The sequence below is a fragment of the Brucella pseudogrignonensis genome (assembly GCF_002252525.1).
Classification (GTDB): domain Bacteria; phylum Pseudomonadota; class Alphaproteobacteria; order Rhizobiales; family Rhizobiaceae; genus Brucella; species Brucella pseudogrignonensis.
In genome coordinates, this window is sequence record NZ_NNRM01000022.1 from 248,246 (window position 1) to 266,495 (window position 18,250).

The window sequence follows — 18,250 nt, forward strand, 5'->3', positions numbered from 1 at the left end:
CTGAAATCAACCTTCGAGCCTCATTTCAAATAAAAGCCCCGGCCAAAGGCCAGGACTTTTACCATACAGGACACAAGGATTTTTAAGTTACTGCGCGGGGGCAGGTGTGGCTGGTGCGGGTGCTGGGTCAGCTGCTGGCGTATCTGCGGCCGGCGCATTGGTTTCGCCAGTCGCTGTTTTATCAGCAACACCGTCCGCAAAGAGGGCGGATCGATCAAAAGCCGGAGCTTCTGTCAGCTGTTCCTTTGAAGCCTTGATGACAAGCCACTTTTTACCATCACTACGCGTTGCAAGCTGAAGCTGATCTGGGCTTACCGCGACATCCTTTTCACCAACGCCTAGGAAACCACCGACGCCGATCACGGCTGCTTCAATCTCACCTTCTGGACTTGCAATCAGATCGTTCAACTTACCGACTGAGGCTGCGTCAGGTGCATCACTCTCATAAACACTCTGTCCGATGAAGCTCGAAACGAGCATCTGTCCATCCTTGGCTTCCATAAAGCCAACCTGATCGGCATTTTCCGCTGGCGGGCTGCCAAACATATTCTGGGACGAAACCGGCATTTCCGGTGCTGCGGCGGGCGCATCTGTGGGGGCGGGTGTCGCAGTCTGCGCGAAGGCTGTGCCACCAATAAACAATGCACACGTCGTTGTCAGAAGCGCTGTTCTAAGCATAATTATCTCCTTTATACGCTCGGTTGCATTAGTTGAACGTAGAGAAGACAATTGAGTTCCAATATTTTTAATTTTCTTCTTACAAAGAACACTGACTAATTTAACTGATATCCGGCTAATAATCTCTAATATAAAATAAGACAGGCCGGAAAAACCCGGCCTGTCTTTTATATCATCTCTAATCTTTAAAGTATTTCCAGCAAATGTTCATATCGGTTTTGCGTAGAATAATAAGAATAGACGAATAATTAGAGCGTTACCTATGATTCAATCGAAACAGGTGCATAGGCACCCAAAATCAGCACGACGCCCCATTGAATTTATTGGATAATTTCGATGCCGTACATAGTGAATATTGCGGCATTGAAGGGAAAAACCTGCACATTTTTGATATGGCGTGTTGGCGCTTTTTTCCGGCCAAACGCAAAAAAACCGCGGCCTTTTCGACCGCGGCAGTGCTTGGATTTAATAGAGCTGTTTAAAGTGTGTCAGGTATTTGGGCGCGCCGGTAAACTTTCAAGCCCAGTGCTTCGGCTGCCGCAATGGGGGTAACTCCAGCTGCTTTGAGTGATTTTTTTGCCCTGAGAAAATGAACCTGGTGTTCAGTCGATATCTGAGTAATCGTCGCATAAGTCTTCTGAAACTCGATCAGTTCGGCTGACGGAATTACAAGAATCGGACACCGGTTGAGAGGGTTGATTATGGTCGTACGAGAAAGTAGGCCTGCATTGACAATCTTTGCCATTGTATTGCTGGACACGCCGATTTTTTCGGCAGCTCTCTGTAGCGTCAAGCCTTCTGAGCGGGGCAATTGCGTCAGCCGTTTAATTTCGTCGACGTTGACAAGAATGGATTTATACCCGGTCGTTGATAAGTCGCGGCCAATCCATTCGAGTTTCTTGCCGAGAATCAAATCCAAGACTTCTTTCGATGAGCAACATGCCCGTTTTGCCGCATAACCGATCCACGATTGATCAGGTTCAGGCTGATCAATCGGCATTGATCCTTCGAGAAGGCGGTTAAAGAAGGCCTCGGCCTCGCTTCGCGGAAAGTAATGGTTTAGACCTTTATCTTTGCCGCGTCGCAAAAACAGAGGGGTCAAGTAATCCATAACAAACTGATCGTGCGGCCTCGGTACGTTAAATTCGCGTATGAGGTCGGTTCGGGAGAGACTGGATGACATGCTCTCCAATATCGCCGCACTATTTTCGCGTACGACAGATACGTCAAGTTCGGTAATTTCCGCGCCGTCTCCCGGCAGGTGGTTTGCCTCGCGCAACGCTTTACGTGCGGTGAGGGGATGTAAGCCATGGGCCACAGCAATTGCAGAAATAGAGTTAGGTATGCGCTTTCCGCTCTTAATTTCGTCGTGACTTAGGCCATACGTGTCTTGGATGTATGACGAAAATGAAGCGCGTAACAGTGAATAGTCGGTTTGATCGGTGTCCGCATATAGCCAGCGGTACAGCGGTCCAAAATCTGATCGAGGTGATTTGTTCTGTCCTCGCCGAGAAAACCTGCACCGAGCATCATCCAGGCTGGCGTGCAGATGAGGTTCGCCGCACGACAAAGTCCGATAGCCTTCGGACGTGGCAATCCGAAGCTCATAATTGGACCTCGGCATAACAAAGCGGCGACCGCCGCATAGATATGCACCAATCATCTCAGAGGCGCGAACCACCTCAAAGAACGCGAAGTTATCAAGCCAGTTGCCGCTTAATTTTCCCTCAATTCTTTCAAATAGGTACATTTCGAATTGAGTGGGCGTTTGCGGCCTAACCTTGGGGGTGAGCGTAGTCGCATCGATGTTCCGGCCAAAAAGGATCGCGGAAAAGTCATGCGGGCGCTCACCAGCCTTCACTTCGCCGACCCGGACGAGGGCCGTATGGTGTCGGATACAGGTTTCAATTGGCTTGATGGTCCAGATTGCGCGGCCGAACATCGCGATGTCCGCGGGCAGATTTGAACCGGTAACGTCGTCGCACAGGCAAAGTGGGCACACTCTTATATTGGCGCGGCAAAGCTGGTTCTTTTCAAGCCTCTGCCCACGGTAATCGTATCTTGTACCGCGCGGTTGAATGCGATGCTCGAGCAATGCTCGGGAATCTACGCCGGCGATATCGGCGAGGCGTTCGATGATCGCCAAGTCGCCCGCGATAATCCTCGAAAAAGGGATTTGTATATCGGAACCAAAGTGTTCTGCATTTACGGTGCCATTTCTCGCCGCAACGCGAGACATAAACGACGTCGCAGATTCGCCATCACCTATCGGAACTGTCAATTTCAATTTTATCATCTGTCCGCCCTTCTAACCTTGGCGCGCTTTGGTCGGCCAGAACGGGGGACTACCCTTTCGTCGACATGCGTTTCGTGGTGAATGGTTGTCATATTGTCGTTCAGTCGACGCCAATCATGGATCAAGAAAGGATTGGCTGTCACTTCTGCATCGGTAACAGCTTGATAGACATCGGCAAAATGACAGGGCGCCAAAGATTGTGCACCTTCACGGCGAGCATGAAACGCCGCCGCTTTTGCCGTTTCAAGCGTTAAACCCAGCGAATGTCCGGCGGCATGGATCAGCCGCCTCGCGAGATCGTCGATCAGGTCCGTGACGATGGGGACGCCACAGACGGCAGCGTATTTCTGGATCATTTCCCCGATCATGACAGGGTCTTCACCATGCGGTTCCAGTGGTGAAAAATTGACGTACTGGTTACGGCGCAACAACTGTCCGTCCTGTTCTATCAATCGTTTGGATCGGGGCAGCCCCACCAATAGTAGGTTTGTAGTGCGGTTCGGCCCGACCAGAATGGACTTAAGGCGGTCCTGCAGGCGGGCGATCTCCATCTCGACTGTCGATGTCGGCCCCTTCAGTATAATGTCTGCATGCTGGATTTCGTCGATGATAATGAGTGCCGGATTTTGTACAGCCAATTGTGCATCGACGCGTTCCCAGACTGCAGTCACAGTTAGGTCCCTCAGTAAAGGATATCCCAATGCCGCGAGCAAACAGCGGCCGAGACCCTTGAGCGAAAACGGAACGGGTGCAACGATACGCAAAACACGGCCGGCGGCAGCAAATCCTCCCGGATCCCGTGTTAACAGTCGATCGACCGCCATGGTCTTGCCTGCACCGGTTGTCCCGGTCACCGTTAACAGGCGACCTTCCGGCTCTTGACCGGGCAGAGTGCCACTGAAGCGCCCATTCATAAGCTCGCGGTAGGCCAGCTCGAGGTCGTGGTCACGTCCAGTCGCCAGATATTGTGAGCGGAGTTTTTTACGAATCTCGGTCAGGGGCCCGACATCGCCATCTATAAAGGTAGACAGGACGTTACTCATCGTCGCCCTCCGAAATCCAGGTTTTGCGGACCGGTGCGCGCACCTGCGGTTCCGGGACAGACGAAGGGGCAGGGACGTCCGGCGCAGGCAATGCTAAACTGGCGCGTTCGAGAATGGCACCGAGGACATCGTCGGCGTCGAGGTCTTCGGGCGATACGTCACCCATAGTGAAGCCTATAGTTAATCCATCTTCGATGCGGTCAATCTCTTCCTGTGTTGGCGCGAGGTGAATGATGCCGGATTGTTCGCGGGCTGCCTGAGAAATATCTTGAATACGTTTGCGAACGTCGTTGAGAATATCCTTATGCGCCTCTTGACGAGCCTTCATCCGGCGCTGGATTTCACGGCTCATCAACTTGATACCGTCTATGGACGCGCCTTCGAACCGCCTGTGTGTCGGCACAATAATCCACTCATTGTCGGTGTGTGCGGAAAGTCGACCAAGGTTCTGTGGATCAACCCGGACCTCGATTTTCTTGTCTCCGTGTCGTCGACGCCATGCTTGCAGCGCCGTCGAATTGTAGTAGAGACCCATAAAATAGATGCCTGACGAGCTTAAGGTGCGAATATATGTTGCGCCAAACACTGCTCGGGAATCATCATAATCAAGACTTTCAGCTGGCTCACCATAAAGATCCACAAGCCGTTGCCATTCTTCGGCGGGCGTATATCCGCCCAGTGCCTCCAGCGCCATATTATGATAGCCATCGACTACGTAGCTGAAAAAAGCGATCAGAAAGTTCTGGAGAGAAACAGACGCGCGTGCTTGTGCAGGGTAATCGCCCTTGTCCACGACATTGCTAAAGGTTCGACCAGTGAAATCCTGTAAGAAATCGCGGGCAAATTTTTTAAAAGCGCCCTCAATTCGCGACCTTAACCAAGGAATACCACCAACGGTAACCGCATAGCTGATACGACAATCAGCAAGTGCACGTCGGAAGACCGTGTCAATAAATGCTGATCCATTATCAAAAACGAGTAGCTCTGGTTTGCCGTTCATGTGCCAGAGACTTGCAGCCCCGACTGAGCACGCAAGTTTGCTTTTGTCCTGCATGATCATTCTGAACGACTGCATGGCTGCGTTGGCGTTTTCGGTGAGAGATGGCCAAAGCGAAACGATACACTGAGATCGATAATCAATCGCCGCAATGACACAGACGCGTGCCGCTTTGATCGCTTCCTGAAGGTCTTCAGGTAGCTCATTCCACTCGGGCTCTTTTTGGAGAAGAACATGCAGTTGAACTTGCCAACCGTCCATCTCCACGCGTTGAAGCGCACGTGTGATGGTATCATCCAGGCCATTGCCAATCATTCGATATTTGCGACGCGCTGCATCGAGCGTGTGGCGCGACGCATACGTTATGAATTGATCAAGTTTGCTGATATCCGCTCGGAAACGCGTTAATGAAGGGTAGCTTAAAGCGTACTCACCCCTGCTGGCACGCTCGGCGTTCAAGGTATCGACGTCATTTTTCAAATCTTTATAGAGATGGCTCGCGCTGGGCCTATTCTCGTTTTGGAAAAAGCGTGCGTGCCTGGCGAGCAACTCGCATATCTCCTGGGATATCTTTGGTCCATGGCCTGACCGAAAGCGTCCATCCCTTAGAGAGATCGGGTTATAGTTTCCTTTCCTCAATGTACGAAGCCATCGTCGTACCGCGCCAAGTGTTGTCTTCTCACTCGTCACGATTGGCGTGCCACCCTGCCTCTTACGCGAAAATGATTTCTGGAGGTCGCGTTCTTCGACCGGCTTCATTGTCTTGCGTTCGTTGCTATTAGCTTTGGCCCAGTTTAGGCCGATCGATGTTCCCTCAAGTTCTTGCTGGATATCGTCGACAATTTGTTGCAGACAACGACTGCCTTTCTTTTTCTTCGCCTGCATAAATTTCTGACAGACGGTGAACTTGTATTCGATCTTTGCCTGGTCAGATTCCGACAACTCAAAGAGATGATCGACCTTCGATTTTGTGCGAGCGAACGTTTCTTCTATCGTATAGTAATCTTTCCTCACCGAGAGTTTTCCACGGGAGTGAAGCGCAGCGATCTCCTCGTGGCTGAAGAATTTATGTTCGCCGGTCGATAACAACCGAAGAATATGCCCCAAGGGTGTTGGCTCAAAGATCGTGTGATGGCGGCCATTGATCGTAATCTGATCGAAAGGTCCGAACTTAAACTGGCGTACTGGGGTGTCTGTCTTGGTCATCACACCGCCTCCGAAGCAGAAACGGACACAAGTGAAGTCGGTTCAATCCGGCCCTTTTCGAGCGGGAACAGTTTGCGTAATGCAATAAACCTGACCACTGTTCGAAACGCTATGCGCGCGCCGCCACACATTTCTGCAAGGTCCTTGATTGCGATTGCAGACTTTAGCGTTGAACAGATTTGATCAAGTTGCGCCTCGACATCGGGCTTGTTGCTGTTCAGGCCAGCTTGAAGCAACTCCGCATTATGTAGCGCCACCGGATTGATATCGCGATCTGTGACAAGCAGAATCCCGTCCGCGTCACGTTGATCCAGTTGTTCAGTCATCAACTTGAGAATTGATTGAAGGCTGCGCTTTTGCACGATCGCCCACGGTTTTACATAAAGGTAAAAGCGACGCCCATCGTTGAAGGTCACCAAAAAATCGAAAGTGTGGGCAAAGGATTTCCCGCTAGCGTCGATAAAGCTGCGCGCTGGCGGTTGCTCGGCCAAGTCGGCGACATTGGCCGAAGCCAGAAAGGTCAATGCGACCTTATATTCCAGGTGAGACTCCAATCGTATAACGCGATCAAACCTGTGAGCGATAATCTCCCCACGATTGCTGAAAGTGCTCCGGCTATGAAAATTACGGGTAGAGACGGAGTTTTGGGGCGGACGGAATGTGACACCAGCCTTTTCTCGGCCCTGCAGGAACATCTCCTGCAGCGAAGCGAACACGTTTTTGGTTGTAGGTCGCAAACTTGGGGCAGGGTTGTGTGAAGGGGGTAGTGAGGATCCGTCCGGTGTTATGCCGGGATTGTACTGTGTTTTCGCGCCGTTTTTGGGGAATTGATCATGAGATATTCGGTCAGAGCTTGGCATACAGTTCTCCTGCAGCCGCACGCACCGAAAATTTGGTCGTGACTCTTGACGAAGAGTCATGGGAGACCATATACTTCAGAGCGTAGCGACAGTTGTGGCTACTTTGTCCTTCCCCGCTTATTCTGGAGAGGTCGGACGATGGGTTTTTGAAGGACGCTGAGGTTGCCGCCTCAGCGTCTTTCTGTTTTTGGCGAACGCAGTTGCGTCCAGAACATCATTTGCGCTGCACCCACATCTGGGCGTAACGAAGTAAATGCGGACAACCGATCAGATTTCCAAACAAAATAAGTCGCTTGGCTGTATTTCCTGATCGCGGCGTCTCCAAAAAAGATAGCGATTTATTTCCCGATTTTGGAGTCCCTGGCTGTTGCAAAATTGCAAATCGCAGGAAATTTTTGACGTCTGCCTCTTGAAATGGCAAAATTGCGACGATAATTAAAGAATCGATAATTTGAAGATGGGGCCCTTCTAGGGCCCTTTCGATTCTTGGGGGTGGTCGTTTTTTTGACATTGGCCTATTTGCATTTTTTTTGTAATGGCCGTGAAAATGTGTGGCTTTGACTGTCGAAAGCCGATTTTGATGCGAACGCTCACAGAAAAATCGACACAATAGACATAAGTTTGAATGCTTCTCGTCGCCCACATATCGGCACGTGCGCGGCAGTAATTGGCCCATCTGCTCGCGCACGGCGACCGGTCTACGAATGGGCCAAAATTTTCTCACATATTGATATTGTGGCGGCTTATTAAAGAGAAATATCGGCTGCCGAACCATTGTATCAAACGACCCTGTTGTTGCGCAGTGGAGAGCTCCGAGTTGATCAGAACTTTAGATTCGGGCAGTTGCACTGATGCACAAGCGCAATTTTAACTTGTGAACGAACTTCACAAGGGGAAAAGAAGCCGCCAAACGCAACTCTAACTAGAACACCGAGCGAATCTGTGTAAGTTTTCTTGCGGGTAAGGAAAACGTGGCAGCTTCTAAAGTCAGCATAGCGTTCTCCGTTGTGACGTGGGCGCAGAACAGATGATAAGTACTCTTGGCCTGAACCTCATTGCAGAACTAATGCAATGGGATAATGATGAAGCAACTTCGGAATATGGCTGGCTACAGCTGATGTCATCTGTCAAATATGACGGCTATGCGGACTTTAGAGCTGGTGTAAGGTTTTTTGAGAGTCTAGCTACCTGGCTTCGTCAGTTCGCCCAGGCCGATCGCAAAACTGCTTATGATTTTGTACGCCGACGCCTCGTCTACATTTCAGCAGCGGAGATGCAGCGCGTTATTGAGATATTCGTCCCAGAGACTGTTACGCCATTTCTGCGCAGGGCCGCCGCGATCGATGCCGGTATCAAGCCCTATGAAGTTTGGGGACGTAAAGAAGGGGTTGAAGCTTTCAACAGGGTACTGCGGCGGTCTCTGTTCATCGGTCTCAGCGATGGTAGCCGCATCGATGTCTTGCGCAGGGCTAACGCCGGTCGTCTGTCACAAGAACAAATCGTTCCAATGATGAACATCAGTCGAGAGAAGTGGGAGGATCTTGGCAAGGAACTGCGCAATGAGCAGGGGGATGAGGCCCGCTTCGATAATGTCTATTTGATCGACGATTTTACGGCGTCGGGTACCACCTTTATTCGTGAAGTCAATGGTAAGTGGAAAGGTAAGCTCAAAAAGTTCAATGACATGATCTGTGAAGCACGAAAGCACGAAAGTTTCCCGATTGCCGAGGGCTATAAGCTTCACATCCACCACTATGTCTCGACAGATCAGGCGCGCGCCGCGTTAACAGAGCGCGTAGCACATGCCAGCACGAACTGGGACGAAAAGTCCTTTGCAGATGTCGATATTACGGAAGGATGTCTGCTGCCGACCCAGTTAAAGCTCACTCACCCTGCTGATACATCGATGCTCAAATTGTGTGAAAGCTATTACGACGATCAGCTGTACAATCGACTTAAGAAACACTGTGATGAAGCCGGACAGAGTCACATGAAATTCGGATACGCTGATTGCGCTATTCCACTTGTGCTTGAGCACAACACGCCCAACAATAGTCTTTCCATTCTATGGGCCGAGACAAGTGGCAGGCATGGGCATCCGATGGAGCCCTTATTCCGACGTAGGGACCGTCACGGATAAAAAATGGCAAATCCCTTTCTTCGCAGAGCCACGGAATATGTACGCGATGACGCTTCTTTTCTAGCGATCGTCAGTCCAGCACCTCTGACGACTTTTCTTGCCAAAAGTGAGCATAAGGACGCGATGTTCGAACTTCCGGTACGTATCATCGGCGAACCGGGCAGCGGCAAGACGATGCTGGCAACGTTAGCAGAATTCAAAATGGTGGAGACGGTCATGCGCGATTTGTCCACCGAAAACCATCGCGGATTGGCTACTGCTCTAGCGGACGCCGGCTTCCTGCGAGACGGAAAACCACGTGTTGCCGCTGTTCGCATTCCAATGGAATCCGACTATCGCGACTTTTGGGAACTGCCTTACGAGCCCGCCATCAAAACTAAGCTCGCGCTTTGGCTCGTGCAGGCTCGCGCTATGCTCGGCCTATTGCGCAACTTAACCGCTAACCGGCGTCGGGGTCTGCACGACATTCGCTTTATTGCTCGCGAATCTTCCGAAGCGCAGATCGAACAGATCGGTGGTCTCACGGCGCAAGGCATTCGCGACCGCGCATTAGAAGTTCAAAAGGCGATATACGCAATTTCCGCCGGTTTGAGGCCGCCCGCGTTCGAAAATCTGCCGATTGAAGCGACTTCACCTTATCAGCCCTTCGAAGCCATCCGGGCAATCGAGATTGATTGGCGGGGAGAGGTCTTGTCACTTAGTCCGCTCGTTATGCTCGATGACGTTCATGCGCTGCACCCCGATCAGCGTGATGACATGTTTGCAGCTCTATCGCGGCGCGAAATTCGGTTTGGACGCTGGCTTATGATGCGGCTTGACGCACTGAGCCCGGGGGCAGTGCTTGGGGCTCCAGGTAGCCAGGAGACACACAATCTGACAACGGGCCGAGACTTCGTTGATATTCGCATGCAGGGCCATTCGGAGCGGGGTACCGAGCGACGCCAGTTCCGTAGTATGGCACTCGACATGGCCAACAGGTATCTACCGCTCGTCCAGTCGCTTAAAAACCGCAATGCGGATTTCGCAGCGTTGTTGCCTAGTGAGCCCCCTATACTTTCACCTGGACGTTTAACAGAGCTTACATCACAGATAGAGCGCGAGCAGGCCAAGCTTGGTATCACGCCCGCCAGACGTCGAGAGATCGAGACAATCGTCTCAGAACATCTTTCAGGATCGCAGTCTTACGACAAGCGTGCAGAGGTCCATCTTTCAATGGTACGCATCCTGATGCATCGATATGCAAATCGCGTCCAGCATATGACACCGTCCCTCTTTGAGGATTTCGACCCGGATCCGAAATCACCGTTGAAAGCTGATTCCGGCGTTTCTGAGGCCGCCCGCTTTCATCTAAGCGACAATTGGAAGCGGGCCTATCACTATGGCATCTCGGACCTTTGTGATGCGAGTAATGAAAATGCCGAGCTGTTTCTTCAATTTGCGGGCGCGCTCGTCGCGCGCATGGAAACGCGAGTGATTCGTGGCAAGAATCCGGGCCTCAACGCCGCAGCACAAGAAAACGTTTTGGTGGAAAAGGCAAGGTCGATCATGGACGGGTGGTCTTTTGCCTTTGCAAGACGCGTACGTCTTTTTGTCGACGCAATTGCAAGAGAATGCCTTGAAGTATCGCGCTCACCGAACGCTCGGCTAGGCGCCGGTGCCAATGCGATCGGGATTCCGGAAGAGGAAATCCAAGAACTGCTGCGTGGTGAAAGCGAACTCGCTTTCGTGTTGAAACATGCGCTCGCCAACGGTGCGATCATCGTCCGTCGAAATTACGGCCAGGGCGGCCGATCATGGTGTTTAATCGAGCTTTCGGGCACGGTTTGTCTCGCACATGGGCTAACCTTCAAGCGCGGAGGCTTCCTTGAGAAGCGGATCAGTTATCTTCTGGAAGCGAGTAATTGAATGAGACGCCACTGGAGTAACTGCATCACGCATTTTGACACTGAGGTAGAAGGCTTCATTCAATCCTATTTCGGGGAACAGGAGCGCCAATGCCTACTCGTCGCTGCGGCCGGTTTCGATCCCAGATCGCAGCGTATTGCAACGATGCTTGCTAATGTACTTGGGCCAAGACTGAGCGGGATTTTTATCCGCGAAGAGCGTGGACAACCCGACCCGGCACTGCGTGATCGGGCGAACGACAATGCCAAGGCACTCAAAGCATTGGTTCCGAATTGTGAAATTCTTGATGTAGAGGTGTTTGGTGACGATGGCGCGGCAATCGGTGGGCCACGCATTGCCGCCACGCTCGGCGCTTTACTCATTGATCCAAAGATTACAGATATCGTCCTCGACATGAGTGCGCTTTCGATTGGAATCGGCTTTCCAGCCGCTAAGTTGCTACTTTCAGAATGCGAAACTGTTGGCCGCTCGTTCCATCTCCTGATAGTCTCCAATCCCGAACTTGACGACAACATTGTAAGTGAACCAGCAGATCGGCCAATGCCCGTCAAGGGATTCTCCGGTTCGGTGGCTCTGGACGGTTTGCTAGATCCCGCACGAATTTGGATCCCCCAGCTTGCGAAGGGTCGCAAGGCGGCGTTAACGAAAATCGGCCTCTCCGTCGGAGAATGTTATAAAATCTGTCCAGTAGTTCCTTTTCCCGCTCGTGATCCGAGGCGCGCAGACGGCCTCATCAGTGAATATGAGAACGAGCTCGTAAATGAATGGCAGGTCGATCCGCGCGATCTAGTCTATGTTTCGGAGCGCAATCCCCTCGATTGTTATCGCACTCTCTCAACACTCAAGCAGCGCTACGACAAGACGGTTAGTGGCAGTTTCGAACCACGTGTTATACTCTCTCCCATTGGCAGTAAGGTTATGGCGGCAGGCGCATTAATGGCTGCAATCGAGCATGATTTAACAGTTCAGTATCTTGAAACGGTGCGATACGAATTTAATGCGCCGGACGATTCGGATCAGGAGAAGGAGGACATGATGGTGCATGTGCTTCTATCGGGGCCCGCTTACGGCGACTACGATGCGTTGGTTCGAACGGAAGAGATATGAGAAGTCGTTTCAGCGAGAAGCTTGATCGGATCGGCGACACTGTGGCGCTAGGCGTCGAAGGCGACGCAAGGGCGTTGGCAAAAGCTCTGGACGAAGGCCGCGCAAGGCCTACGATTGCCGTTGGATCGGGTGGTTCGGCTATTGCCGCGGAGTATTTCGCACGCTGCAGGGAAACGCTGTTTTCAGTCCGTACCTCCGTAGAAACCCCAATGCAGTTCGTGCTTGGAGCTTCAGGCATTGCCGACTGCGATGTGTGGATTTTTTCGGCAAGCAGCGACAACGCAGATATCGTGGCTGCGGTGGAAACTGCCGTGAGGAGGCGGGCGCATTCTATTCAACTTGTCACCCGCAACCCAGGCGGTCAGGCCGCTACAAAAGTAAGTATCGCGGGTGGCCAAATCCACACTGTATCTGTGGTCGACCTGAAAGATGGGTATCTGGCAACGCATTCACTCGTCGCGATGACGACTACGCTCTTATTTGCAAGCGACCTTGTTTGCGGCGAGCCGGTTGGACCAGAACTTGCAGTTAACTACCTCGCGAGCGTTCAGGAGAGACTGGCGCTGGGAGCCCGTGGTGGTCAACAAGACCGTTTCCGTTCGCTGAATAATGGCGATACATTGCTTGTGCTCGCCGATCCCCAGGCTAAGCCGGTCGCAACGCTAATCGACACGTCGCTTTGGGAATCTGGTATTTGCCCAGTTCAGACGACTGACTTTCGCAATTTCGCTCATGGGCGCCATGCGTGGATCCATCAACGTAGCTCGTCATCGATAGTTCTTGCGTTGGTCAGTCAGGATAGCCATGCCGTATGGCGGGCGTTGAAGAAAAATCTGCCCGGAGACTTGCGCGTAGTCGAGATTGATCTTGGCCTCTCCGGCCGGCTCGCTAATGCGCTGGGGGTGATTGATGCACTTGTACTGGTCGAGGCCATGGGGGCAGCGGTCAATATCGATCCGGGCCGCCCGCCGATCGGGTCCTATGCCAAGAGTATATATGAGGACCAGGCGTTATTGTCGCTTTCGGCGGAACTTTCTCCACCAGTTGAACACAAAAGAGCGGCCGTTCTCAGGTATGATGATCTCTCATCACAACATCTGCTTTTGGTCGAAGCTCAAAGGAATTGGCTTGCCGGCATTTCGGATGCTGTGTTTGGCGGGCTTGTTCTCGATTACGACGGAACCATCGTTCGAACGACTGAACGCTTTTCTCCTCCCGCAAATGACCTGATTGACGAACTCGAACGGCTATTGTCTCAAGGGCTGAAGATCGTGATCGCGACAGGTCGAGGCAGCTCTGCTGGTAAGGATCTGAGAGAGGTACTTCGGCCGGAACTCCATGCCAGTGTAGTCGTTTCCTACTACAATGGTGGCTATTCCCGCACACTCGACGTCGATACGAACGTTGAACGACCTTCTGCCGATCCGGCAATTGACGAATCTATCGCTTGGCTTCGGGCCAACAACGGCCTCTTCGCAAGCGAATGTTCATTCGAACCAGGGATTCAGGTGACAATCCAAAAGGACGACCTGAAAAATGCGGCGACGTTTTTGGCAGATGTAGGAACGTGCCCTCCGATTGTCGACGGGCGCGTTCGATTGACGTCGTCGGCCCATAGTTTTGATCTTATACCATCCACGACTTCCAAACTTGCTGCAGTCAAAGCGATCAAAGCAGAGATCAATGAGGGAGCCTCGGTGCTTTGTATAGGGGATAGCGGCTCGCGGAACGGCAACGACTATGCGATTTTGGCAACGCCTCATGGTATAAGTGTGGGAGACGTATGCGGCATGGCCAATGGATGCTGGTCTTTTTTTGGAGATCATCTATTAGGACCTGACGCACTTCTGGAACTGTTGCGTGCTTTGAAGCCTTACGGATCCAAAGGGATGAAGATTGATGTTGCAGCACTCGCATTCGACAGGAACTGGGCCAAGACTTGAGACGCGTTTTGGCGCCAACCCGCAGCGTCGAGCAGACGTTGTTGGCACCGGCTTCACCGTTCTCGACAGATTATACCAGGATGGCCAATTTTTTGACGAAAGCCTTGGGGGCTCGTGCGGAAACATTCTCGTTTCGCTTGCAATGCTCCATAGGGCCGTCGCACCAGTCCTGCGGTTAGGACTCGACCTCGCAGGCGAAAGGCTGATGACAGAGTTCTGCGAGGCCGGCGCTATCATCGAACATATTCACCGCAGACCTGAACTACGCTCTCCTATACTTGCTGAGAAACTCGACACTGCTTCAGGCATCCACCGTTTTTCGTTCACATGCCCGGAAACCGATACCGATCTTCCCCGTTATGAACCAATCGGTGAATCCGAGCTAAATGAAGCGCTTCCTCTCCTCCAGACGTGTTCAATTTTTTATGCCGACCGCCTGTCGGATAGCATTCTGGGAGCCATGCGCGTTGCACGGGCCGGAGGTGCCGTAGTATTTTTTGAACCCTCGGAGATTGGCGACAAAGAGTTGTTTCAGCGAGCGCTCAGGCTTTCGACGATACTTAAGTATTCCAGTGATCGACTCGATGACGATCTTGACGGAATTTCCGTCGAATGTATCAAGATCGTCACTCATGGCTCGTCAGGTCTGGAGGTTCATGACGGGACGTTGAGAATCTGGTGCAGTGCTATTGACGCCGACGATGTAATCGACACCTGCGGCTCGGGCGATATGGTGAGTGTCGGAGTTATCGATTGGCTGCTTACCGAAGAACTTACCGTTCACGAATTGAATGGTCGCCTTCTTGTTGCTGGCGTTGTCGCCGGGCAAAGGCTGGCTGCAGCCAACTGCGCCTATGCGGGCGCACGCGGACTTTTTAAAAATCGTGGTGCGTCCCACGCCCGATCACTCCTGCATACAGAGTGATTTGTTGATCATTCGGCAGCGACCAAGCAGGTTTCTGCGGCTTCCTTTCGGAGCTTCTCTCGAAGCTCCATTAGGAATACGCCGAGCATGTTCTTGCCAACACCGTTGACTTCACCCCAAAGACGATTGACTGGGTTATCTACAGTTGCTGTCTCTACGAGACGGGCGTTTCCCGTCGACAGAAGAAGAGCTTTAAGATCTTCATGCTGGGTAAACTTGGCATAGAGAACCGCTCGCATTCTGTCGAACTTCATATTTGCCCACCCAGGACTAATATCCCAATAATAAAGACCATGAGCTGCCATCGCGAGGAGCGCCGGGCTTGGGGCTTCCATAAGCCATTTACGAACGGCGGGCTTTCGCGCTTTTCCGGCCTGATAAGCATGTTCCGACGTTACGAAGATTTCGCCCTCAAACGAAATGTTTCGACGATAGAGATTGCTCAGTGGCCCGAATGGCTTTTCATTGGCCCGATAAAATCGAATTTCCATTTGGTCAACCATGTGGTCATCTTCCTTGAAAAAACCTACGATTTAGTATATGTAATTTTGCATGAAACTCAATCCCAAAGAGCTTAAGAGACTCGTTGCCGCCATTGAGATGCGTCGGGTAGAGGAGGGACTTTCTGTGTCCGCACTCGCAGAAGCTTCTGGGGTTGAGCAAAGTCAGACGAGCCGGATTTGCACAGGCCAGTTTGCGTCGATTGGCTCGAATGTTATGCAAATTTGCATAACTCTTGGACTTCATCCGCAACCAAACGGCGTCTTACTCAGCAACGCACTTGCCGTAGGGCTAGCCTCACTTTGGGACGGAAGCAAAGAAGATGAAGAAAGGCTCCTTAACCTCTTGAAGGCGATAGCAATGATCAAGGCAGGATGACACAAAAAGAATAAGTCGAGTTTGGTCGTTAGACTCGGTTCAGGAGGGCCTCTTGAAGATTGCTCCAAAATGAGCACTAATTGTTGAGTTTCAGCTGAGTGTAAACCATTCTTCCAGCTCGCGTTGAACCTTCAGTGAAGTATAATCTATTTTTTCAAAGACTTGAGATACTTCTTTGGATCACTACCGAATGGAAAACTGGCCGATTTCATGCTCCAAATCAACACTTAGTAGCTTCATTCTATCTTGCGCTACTGGTTTGTCGGCTGTCCAGCCTTGCTCACCGAGATTCTGGAAACGCTCAATCGTTTCATTAATAATAGAGATGCTTAAACATTCTGCATCCACGATCATTTCCAGACCTATCCCATATTGATAGTTTGGCATGATTTCAAAATACTCAAAAATTGACGGCGGTTTATCCTCCGCGATTTCTGTCATGGTTTTATCTACGTATTCGAGATAGCTCAGGTCGCCGAGTGCTTGATGCCGCTTTTCTTTTTGGCCGATCACCGCATAAGCTTTGATATTACCTGGTTTGCGAATTTCCCTCCATTCCCAGTCAACCAGGCGCTCCTTTTCCGGCAACAGCTTGCTTGCCCGCTCCATGGCCAGATTTTCAACTTCTTCATAGAAGCTCATGTTTGCCGTTTGGATCGTAGCATTCCAGATAGTGCGCCCGTTTAGGCCGAGAAAGTAAAAATCCATCCACTGGCCGGCACATCCATCCTCGTCGACCGAATGGTCTGAAATAAACATTCCGCCGTAATAATGCTGCTCGCGCCTGATCGCACATCGGAGTTTGATATATTCGTCTCGCTGACGTCGAGCTGATAGCTGAGCAAATGGCTTGTATTTTTTTGCAATTCGTCTCGCCATTACGCGCTCCTTCTCAATCTAACGTTGAATATATAGTTTGTATCAATTCCTTCGGAGCTCATTCTTCAGACCCAGACTTGGCCGCAAGACGGTGTCGCACCGCCGCCACCATTGCAGCGCTCGCGAAAACATCAATCCACATTTGCTGTTCAACCCTCAGTATCGTGATCGAAGTCGTGATATGCTTCTGGTGGCACAGGTGTGCGATTAGACCAGAATGACAACCCTCGTTTCTCCAGGATTCTCTGAGCGGTAGCGCGCGGACGTTCTTCCTGCATTCGCTTCCGGATTGCCTCTCGAAGTGCAGAAATCACTGCGTTTGTGATGGTGGTACGATCTATTCGGGCCAGTTCTCTTGCCAGACGGTCGGCTTCTTGGTTCCGGATATGCAGAGGCATCTGAGTATCTCCATACATGCAGCCCAAAAATCTGGTGTCGCTCACTGAAAGCGTACGGTGAGGCAGATGTCCGCTCTATTTTGGTTGACAAAGTTGCAGTTAGCGCCATTTTGATTCAAACGAGGTAATCAAGCCATGCCAGATATCCATAAGATAGAGATTAGGGCAAACGAGCTCATCGCGCTGGAAAATGCTAATCTGCCTGACGATACAAAGCTCGAAATCACGTTTCCAGACAAGGAAATTTTAAAAATAGCAGAGAAAGAACTCAAATCCTTTCGAGAGCACCGAGGGCAGCCGGACCGTAAATTCCGCCTAAAAGGATGCGCAAAACGGCGGGCTACTAGAAGTAAGCGGCATACGCAAGAAAAGCACTTTGGCATACCGCAACATGCTTATCATCCCAATGCGTTCGCCATGGCAACATTGCGCGGAAAGCAGATTGCAGCGGCAGACCTTGAGATATCTGGCGGCGCATATTCGCTTGAACAAGTCCAGGAGCTGATGAATGGCATTTCCAGACAAGCAATTGACAAACGCGTACAGGAAGGCTCGCTTTTTACAGTTCCGGGGCCCAATAATCGCAAACACTACCCTGTCATTCAGTTCAATCCTGATGGCCAACCCGTCAAAGGACTGAAAGACGTTATCAAGGCTCTACCATCCGACAGCTCCTGGGATATTCTAAATTTTCTCGCCAACGTTGATCACATGCTTGATGATCGAAAACCGATAGACGTTCTCAAAAGTGGCGATATCGAGAAGGTGCTGTTCTCGGCTTCGCGTATAGGCGAAATGGGAAACTAATGCCTTTTCCAAGCACCTAGTGCGCCTTATGGAAACGGCTTCTTTCCCATGTGCAAGGCGCGCTTAAACTTGGCAAATGCGGGCGAAATGGGTCTCAAAACGACTTCGCGCTCCTCGGTTTTACGGTTTGCTGCCGCGATCGGGCTGGTTGTTGATTTCCACGCAGAGTGAGCCAAATCAACATGGG

General features: G+C 51.3%; 15 protein-coding genes. 7 read left to right on the forward strand and 8 right to left on the reverse strand.

Going from position 1 to position 18,250, the window contains the following annotated elements; translation table 11 throughout:
• Positions 1-87: 87 nt before the first annotated feature.
• The 5 genes from CEV34_RS14170 to CEV34_RS26740 form a co-directional block, all read right to left on the reverse strand.
• Entirely contained in the window at positions 88-678 is a 591-nt protein-coding gene (locus CEV34_RS14170; protein WP_007874986.1) for a PRC-barrel domain-containing protein, read from the reverse strand.
• Between the two features lie 478 nt (positions 679-1,156).
• A complete protein-coding gene (locus tag CEV34_RS14175) occupies positions 1,157-2,974 on the reverse strand; it encodes a TniQ family protein (RefSeq protein ID WP_007874987.1) in 1,818 nt (605 codons plus the stop codon).
• Positions 2,971-4,017, reverse strand: coding sequence for an AAA family ATPase (locus CEV34_RS14180; protein WP_007874989.1), 1,047 nt, complete (start codon positions 4,015-4,017; stop codon positions 2,971-2,973). The genes CEV34_RS14175 and CEV34_RS14180 overlap by 4 nt, the downstream gene beginning before the upstream one ends.
• The gene (locus CEV34_RS14185) at positions 4,010-6,220 is read right to left on the reverse strand and encodes a Mu transposase C-terminal domain-containing protein (RefSeq protein WP_094543778.1); all 2,211 of its coding nucleotides are present in this window, start codon (positions 6,218-6,220) and stop codon (positions 4,010-4,012) included. Before CEV34_RS14185 ends, CEV34_RS14180 begins: the two co-directional genes overlap by 8 nt.
• Positions 6,220-7,080 (reverse strand): PDDEXK family nuclease, encoded by an 861-nt coding sequence (locus CEV34_RS26740; RefSeq protein ID WP_143853371.1) that lies wholly within the window; start codon positions 7,078-7,080, stop codon positions 6,220-6,222. The genes CEV34_RS14185 and CEV34_RS26740 overlap by 1 nt, the downstream gene beginning before the upstream one ends.
• Before the next feature lie 1,027 nt (positions 7,081-8,107).
• Here CEV34_RS26740 and CEV34_RS14195 point away from each other — a divergent pair.
• From CEV34_RS14195 to CEV34_RS14215, 5 genes are all read left to right on the forward strand, one after another.
• Positions 8,108-9,220 (forward strand): phosphoribosyltransferase-like protein, encoded by a 1,113-nt coding sequence (locus CEV34_RS14195; protein WP_094543780.1) that lies wholly within the window; start codon positions 8,108-8,110, stop codon positions 9,218-9,220.
• A 3-nt stretch (positions 9,221-9,223) separates the two neighbouring features.
• The gene (locus CEV34_RS14200; protein WP_094543781.1) at positions 9,224-11,125 is read left to right on the forward strand and encodes a hypothetical protein; all 1,902 of its coding nucleotides are present in this window, start codon (positions 9,224-9,226) and stop codon (positions 11,123-11,125) included.
• Positions 11,126-12,232: a hypothetical protein gene (locus CEV34_RS14205; protein WP_094543782.1), complete on the forward strand. Its 1,107-nt coding sequence runs from the start codon at positions 11,126-11,128 to the stop codon at positions 12,230-12,232.
• Positions 12,233-12,306: 74 nt separating this feature from the next.
• Positions 12,307-14,175, forward strand: coding sequence for an HAD hydrolase family protein (locus CEV34_RS14210; protein ID WP_171380046.1), 1,869 nt, complete (start codon positions 12,307-12,309; stop codon positions 14,173-14,175).
• Positions 14,132-15,100, forward strand: a complete 969-nt coding sequence (locus CEV34_RS14215) for a PfkB family carbohydrate kinase (RefSeq protein ID WP_094543784.1) — start codon at positions 14,132-14,134, stop codon at positions 15,098-15,100. The genes CEV34_RS14210 and CEV34_RS14215 overlap by 44 nt, the downstream gene beginning before the upstream one ends.
• A gap of 8 nt (positions 15,101-15,108) precedes the next feature.
• Here the strand turns inward: CEV34_RS14215 and CEV34_RS14220 are convergent, their stop codons facing one another.
• A complete protein-coding gene (locus tag CEV34_RS14220; RefSeq protein WP_094543785.1) occupies positions 15,109-15,603 on the reverse strand; it encodes an NADAR family protein in 495 nt (164 codons plus the stop codon).
• Positions 15,604-15,652: 49 nt separating this feature from the next.
• Between CEV34_RS14220 and CEV34_RS14225 the strand changes: the two genes are divergently transcribed.
• The gene (locus tag CEV34_RS14225) at positions 15,653-15,979 is read left to right on the forward strand and encodes a helix-turn-helix domain-containing protein (protein WP_094543786.1); all 327 of its coding nucleotides are present in this window, start codon (positions 15,653-15,655) and stop codon (positions 15,977-15,979) included.
• Between the two features lie 183 nt (positions 15,980-16,162).
• On the opposite strand, the gene CEV34_RS14230 is transcribed toward CEV34_RS14225, so the two are convergent.
• Both CEV34_RS14230 and CEV34_RS27720 read right to left on the reverse strand, forming a co-directional pair.
• Positions 16,163-16,858, reverse strand: coding sequence for a hypothetical protein (locus CEV34_RS14230; RefSeq protein WP_094543787.1), 696 nt, complete (start codon positions 16,856-16,858; stop codon positions 16,163-16,165).
• 149 nt (positions 16,859-17,007) lie between these two features.
• Positions 17,008-17,274, reverse strand: coding sequence for a type II toxin-antitoxin system VapB family antitoxin (locus CEV34_RS27720; RefSeq protein WP_374891583.1), 267 nt, complete (start codon positions 17,272-17,274; stop codon positions 17,008-17,010).
• A 117-nt stretch (positions 17,275-17,391) separates the two neighbouring features.
• Between CEV34_RS27720 and CEV34_RS14240 the strand changes: the two genes are divergently transcribed.
• On the forward strand, positions 17,392-18,063 hold the full coding sequence (locus CEV34_RS14240; protein WP_094543788.1) for a hypothetical protein: 672 nt from the start codon (positions 17,392-17,394) through the stop codon (positions 18,061-18,063).
• Positions 18,064-18,250 lie beyond the last annotated feature (187 nt).

Bases quoted from the DNA above. Each gene is read 5' to 3' on its own strand.
- CEV34_RS14170 (WP_007874986.1), bottom strand. From the start codon at position 678: ATGCTTAGAACAGCGCTTCTGACAACGACGTGTGCATTGTTTATTGGT.
- CEV34_RS14175 (WP_007874987.1), bottom strand. From the start codon at position 2,974: ATGATAAAATTGAAATTGACAGTTCCGATAGGTGATGGCGAATCTGCG.
- CEV34_RS14180 (WP_007874989.1), bottom strand. From the start codon at position 4,017: ATGAGTAACGTCCTGTCTACCTTTATAGATGGCGATGTCGGGCCCCTG.
- CEV34_RS14185 (WP_094543778.1), bottom strand. From the start codon at position 6,220: ATGACCAAGACAGACACCCCAGTACGCCAGTTTAAGTTCGGACCTTTC.
- CEV34_RS26740 (WP_143853371.1), bottom strand. From the start codon at position 7,080: ATGCCAAGCTCTGACCGAATATCTCATGATCAATTCCCCAAAAACGGC.
- CEV34_RS14195 (WP_094543780.1), top strand. From the start codon at position 8,108: ATGATAAGTACTCTTGGCCTGAACCTCATTGCAGAACTAATGCAATGG.
- CEV34_RS14200 (WP_094543781.1), top strand. From the start codon at position 9,224: ATGGCAAATCCCTTTCTTCGCAGAGCCACGGAATATGTACGCGATGAC.
- CEV34_RS14205 (WP_094543782.1), top strand. From the start codon at position 11,126: ATGAGACGCCACTGGAGTAACTGCATCACGCATTTTGACACTGAGGTA.
- CEV34_RS14215 (WP_094543784.1), top strand. From the start codon at position 14,132: ATGTTGCAGCACTCGCATTCGACAGGAACTGGGCCAAGACTTGAGACG.
- CEV34_RS14220 (WP_094543785.1), bottom strand. From the start codon at position 15,603: ATGGTTGACCAAATGGAAATTCGATTTTATCGGGCCAATGAAAAGCCA.
- CEV34_RS14225 (WP_094543786.1), top strand. From the start codon at position 15,653: ATGAAACTCAATCCCAAAGAGCTTAAGAGACTCGTTGCCGCCATTGAG.
- CEV34_RS14230 (WP_094543787.1), bottom strand. From the start codon at position 16,858: ATGGCGAGACGAATTGCAAAAAAATACAAGCCATTTGCTCAGCTATCA.
- CEV34_RS27720 (WP_374891583.1), bottom strand. From the start codon at position 17,274: ATGTATGGAGATACTCAGATGCCTCTGCATATCCGGAACCAAGAAGCC.
- CEV34_RS14240 (WP_094543788.1), top strand. From the start codon at position 17,392: ATGCCAGATATCCATAAGATAGAGATTAGGGCAAACGAGCTCATCGCG.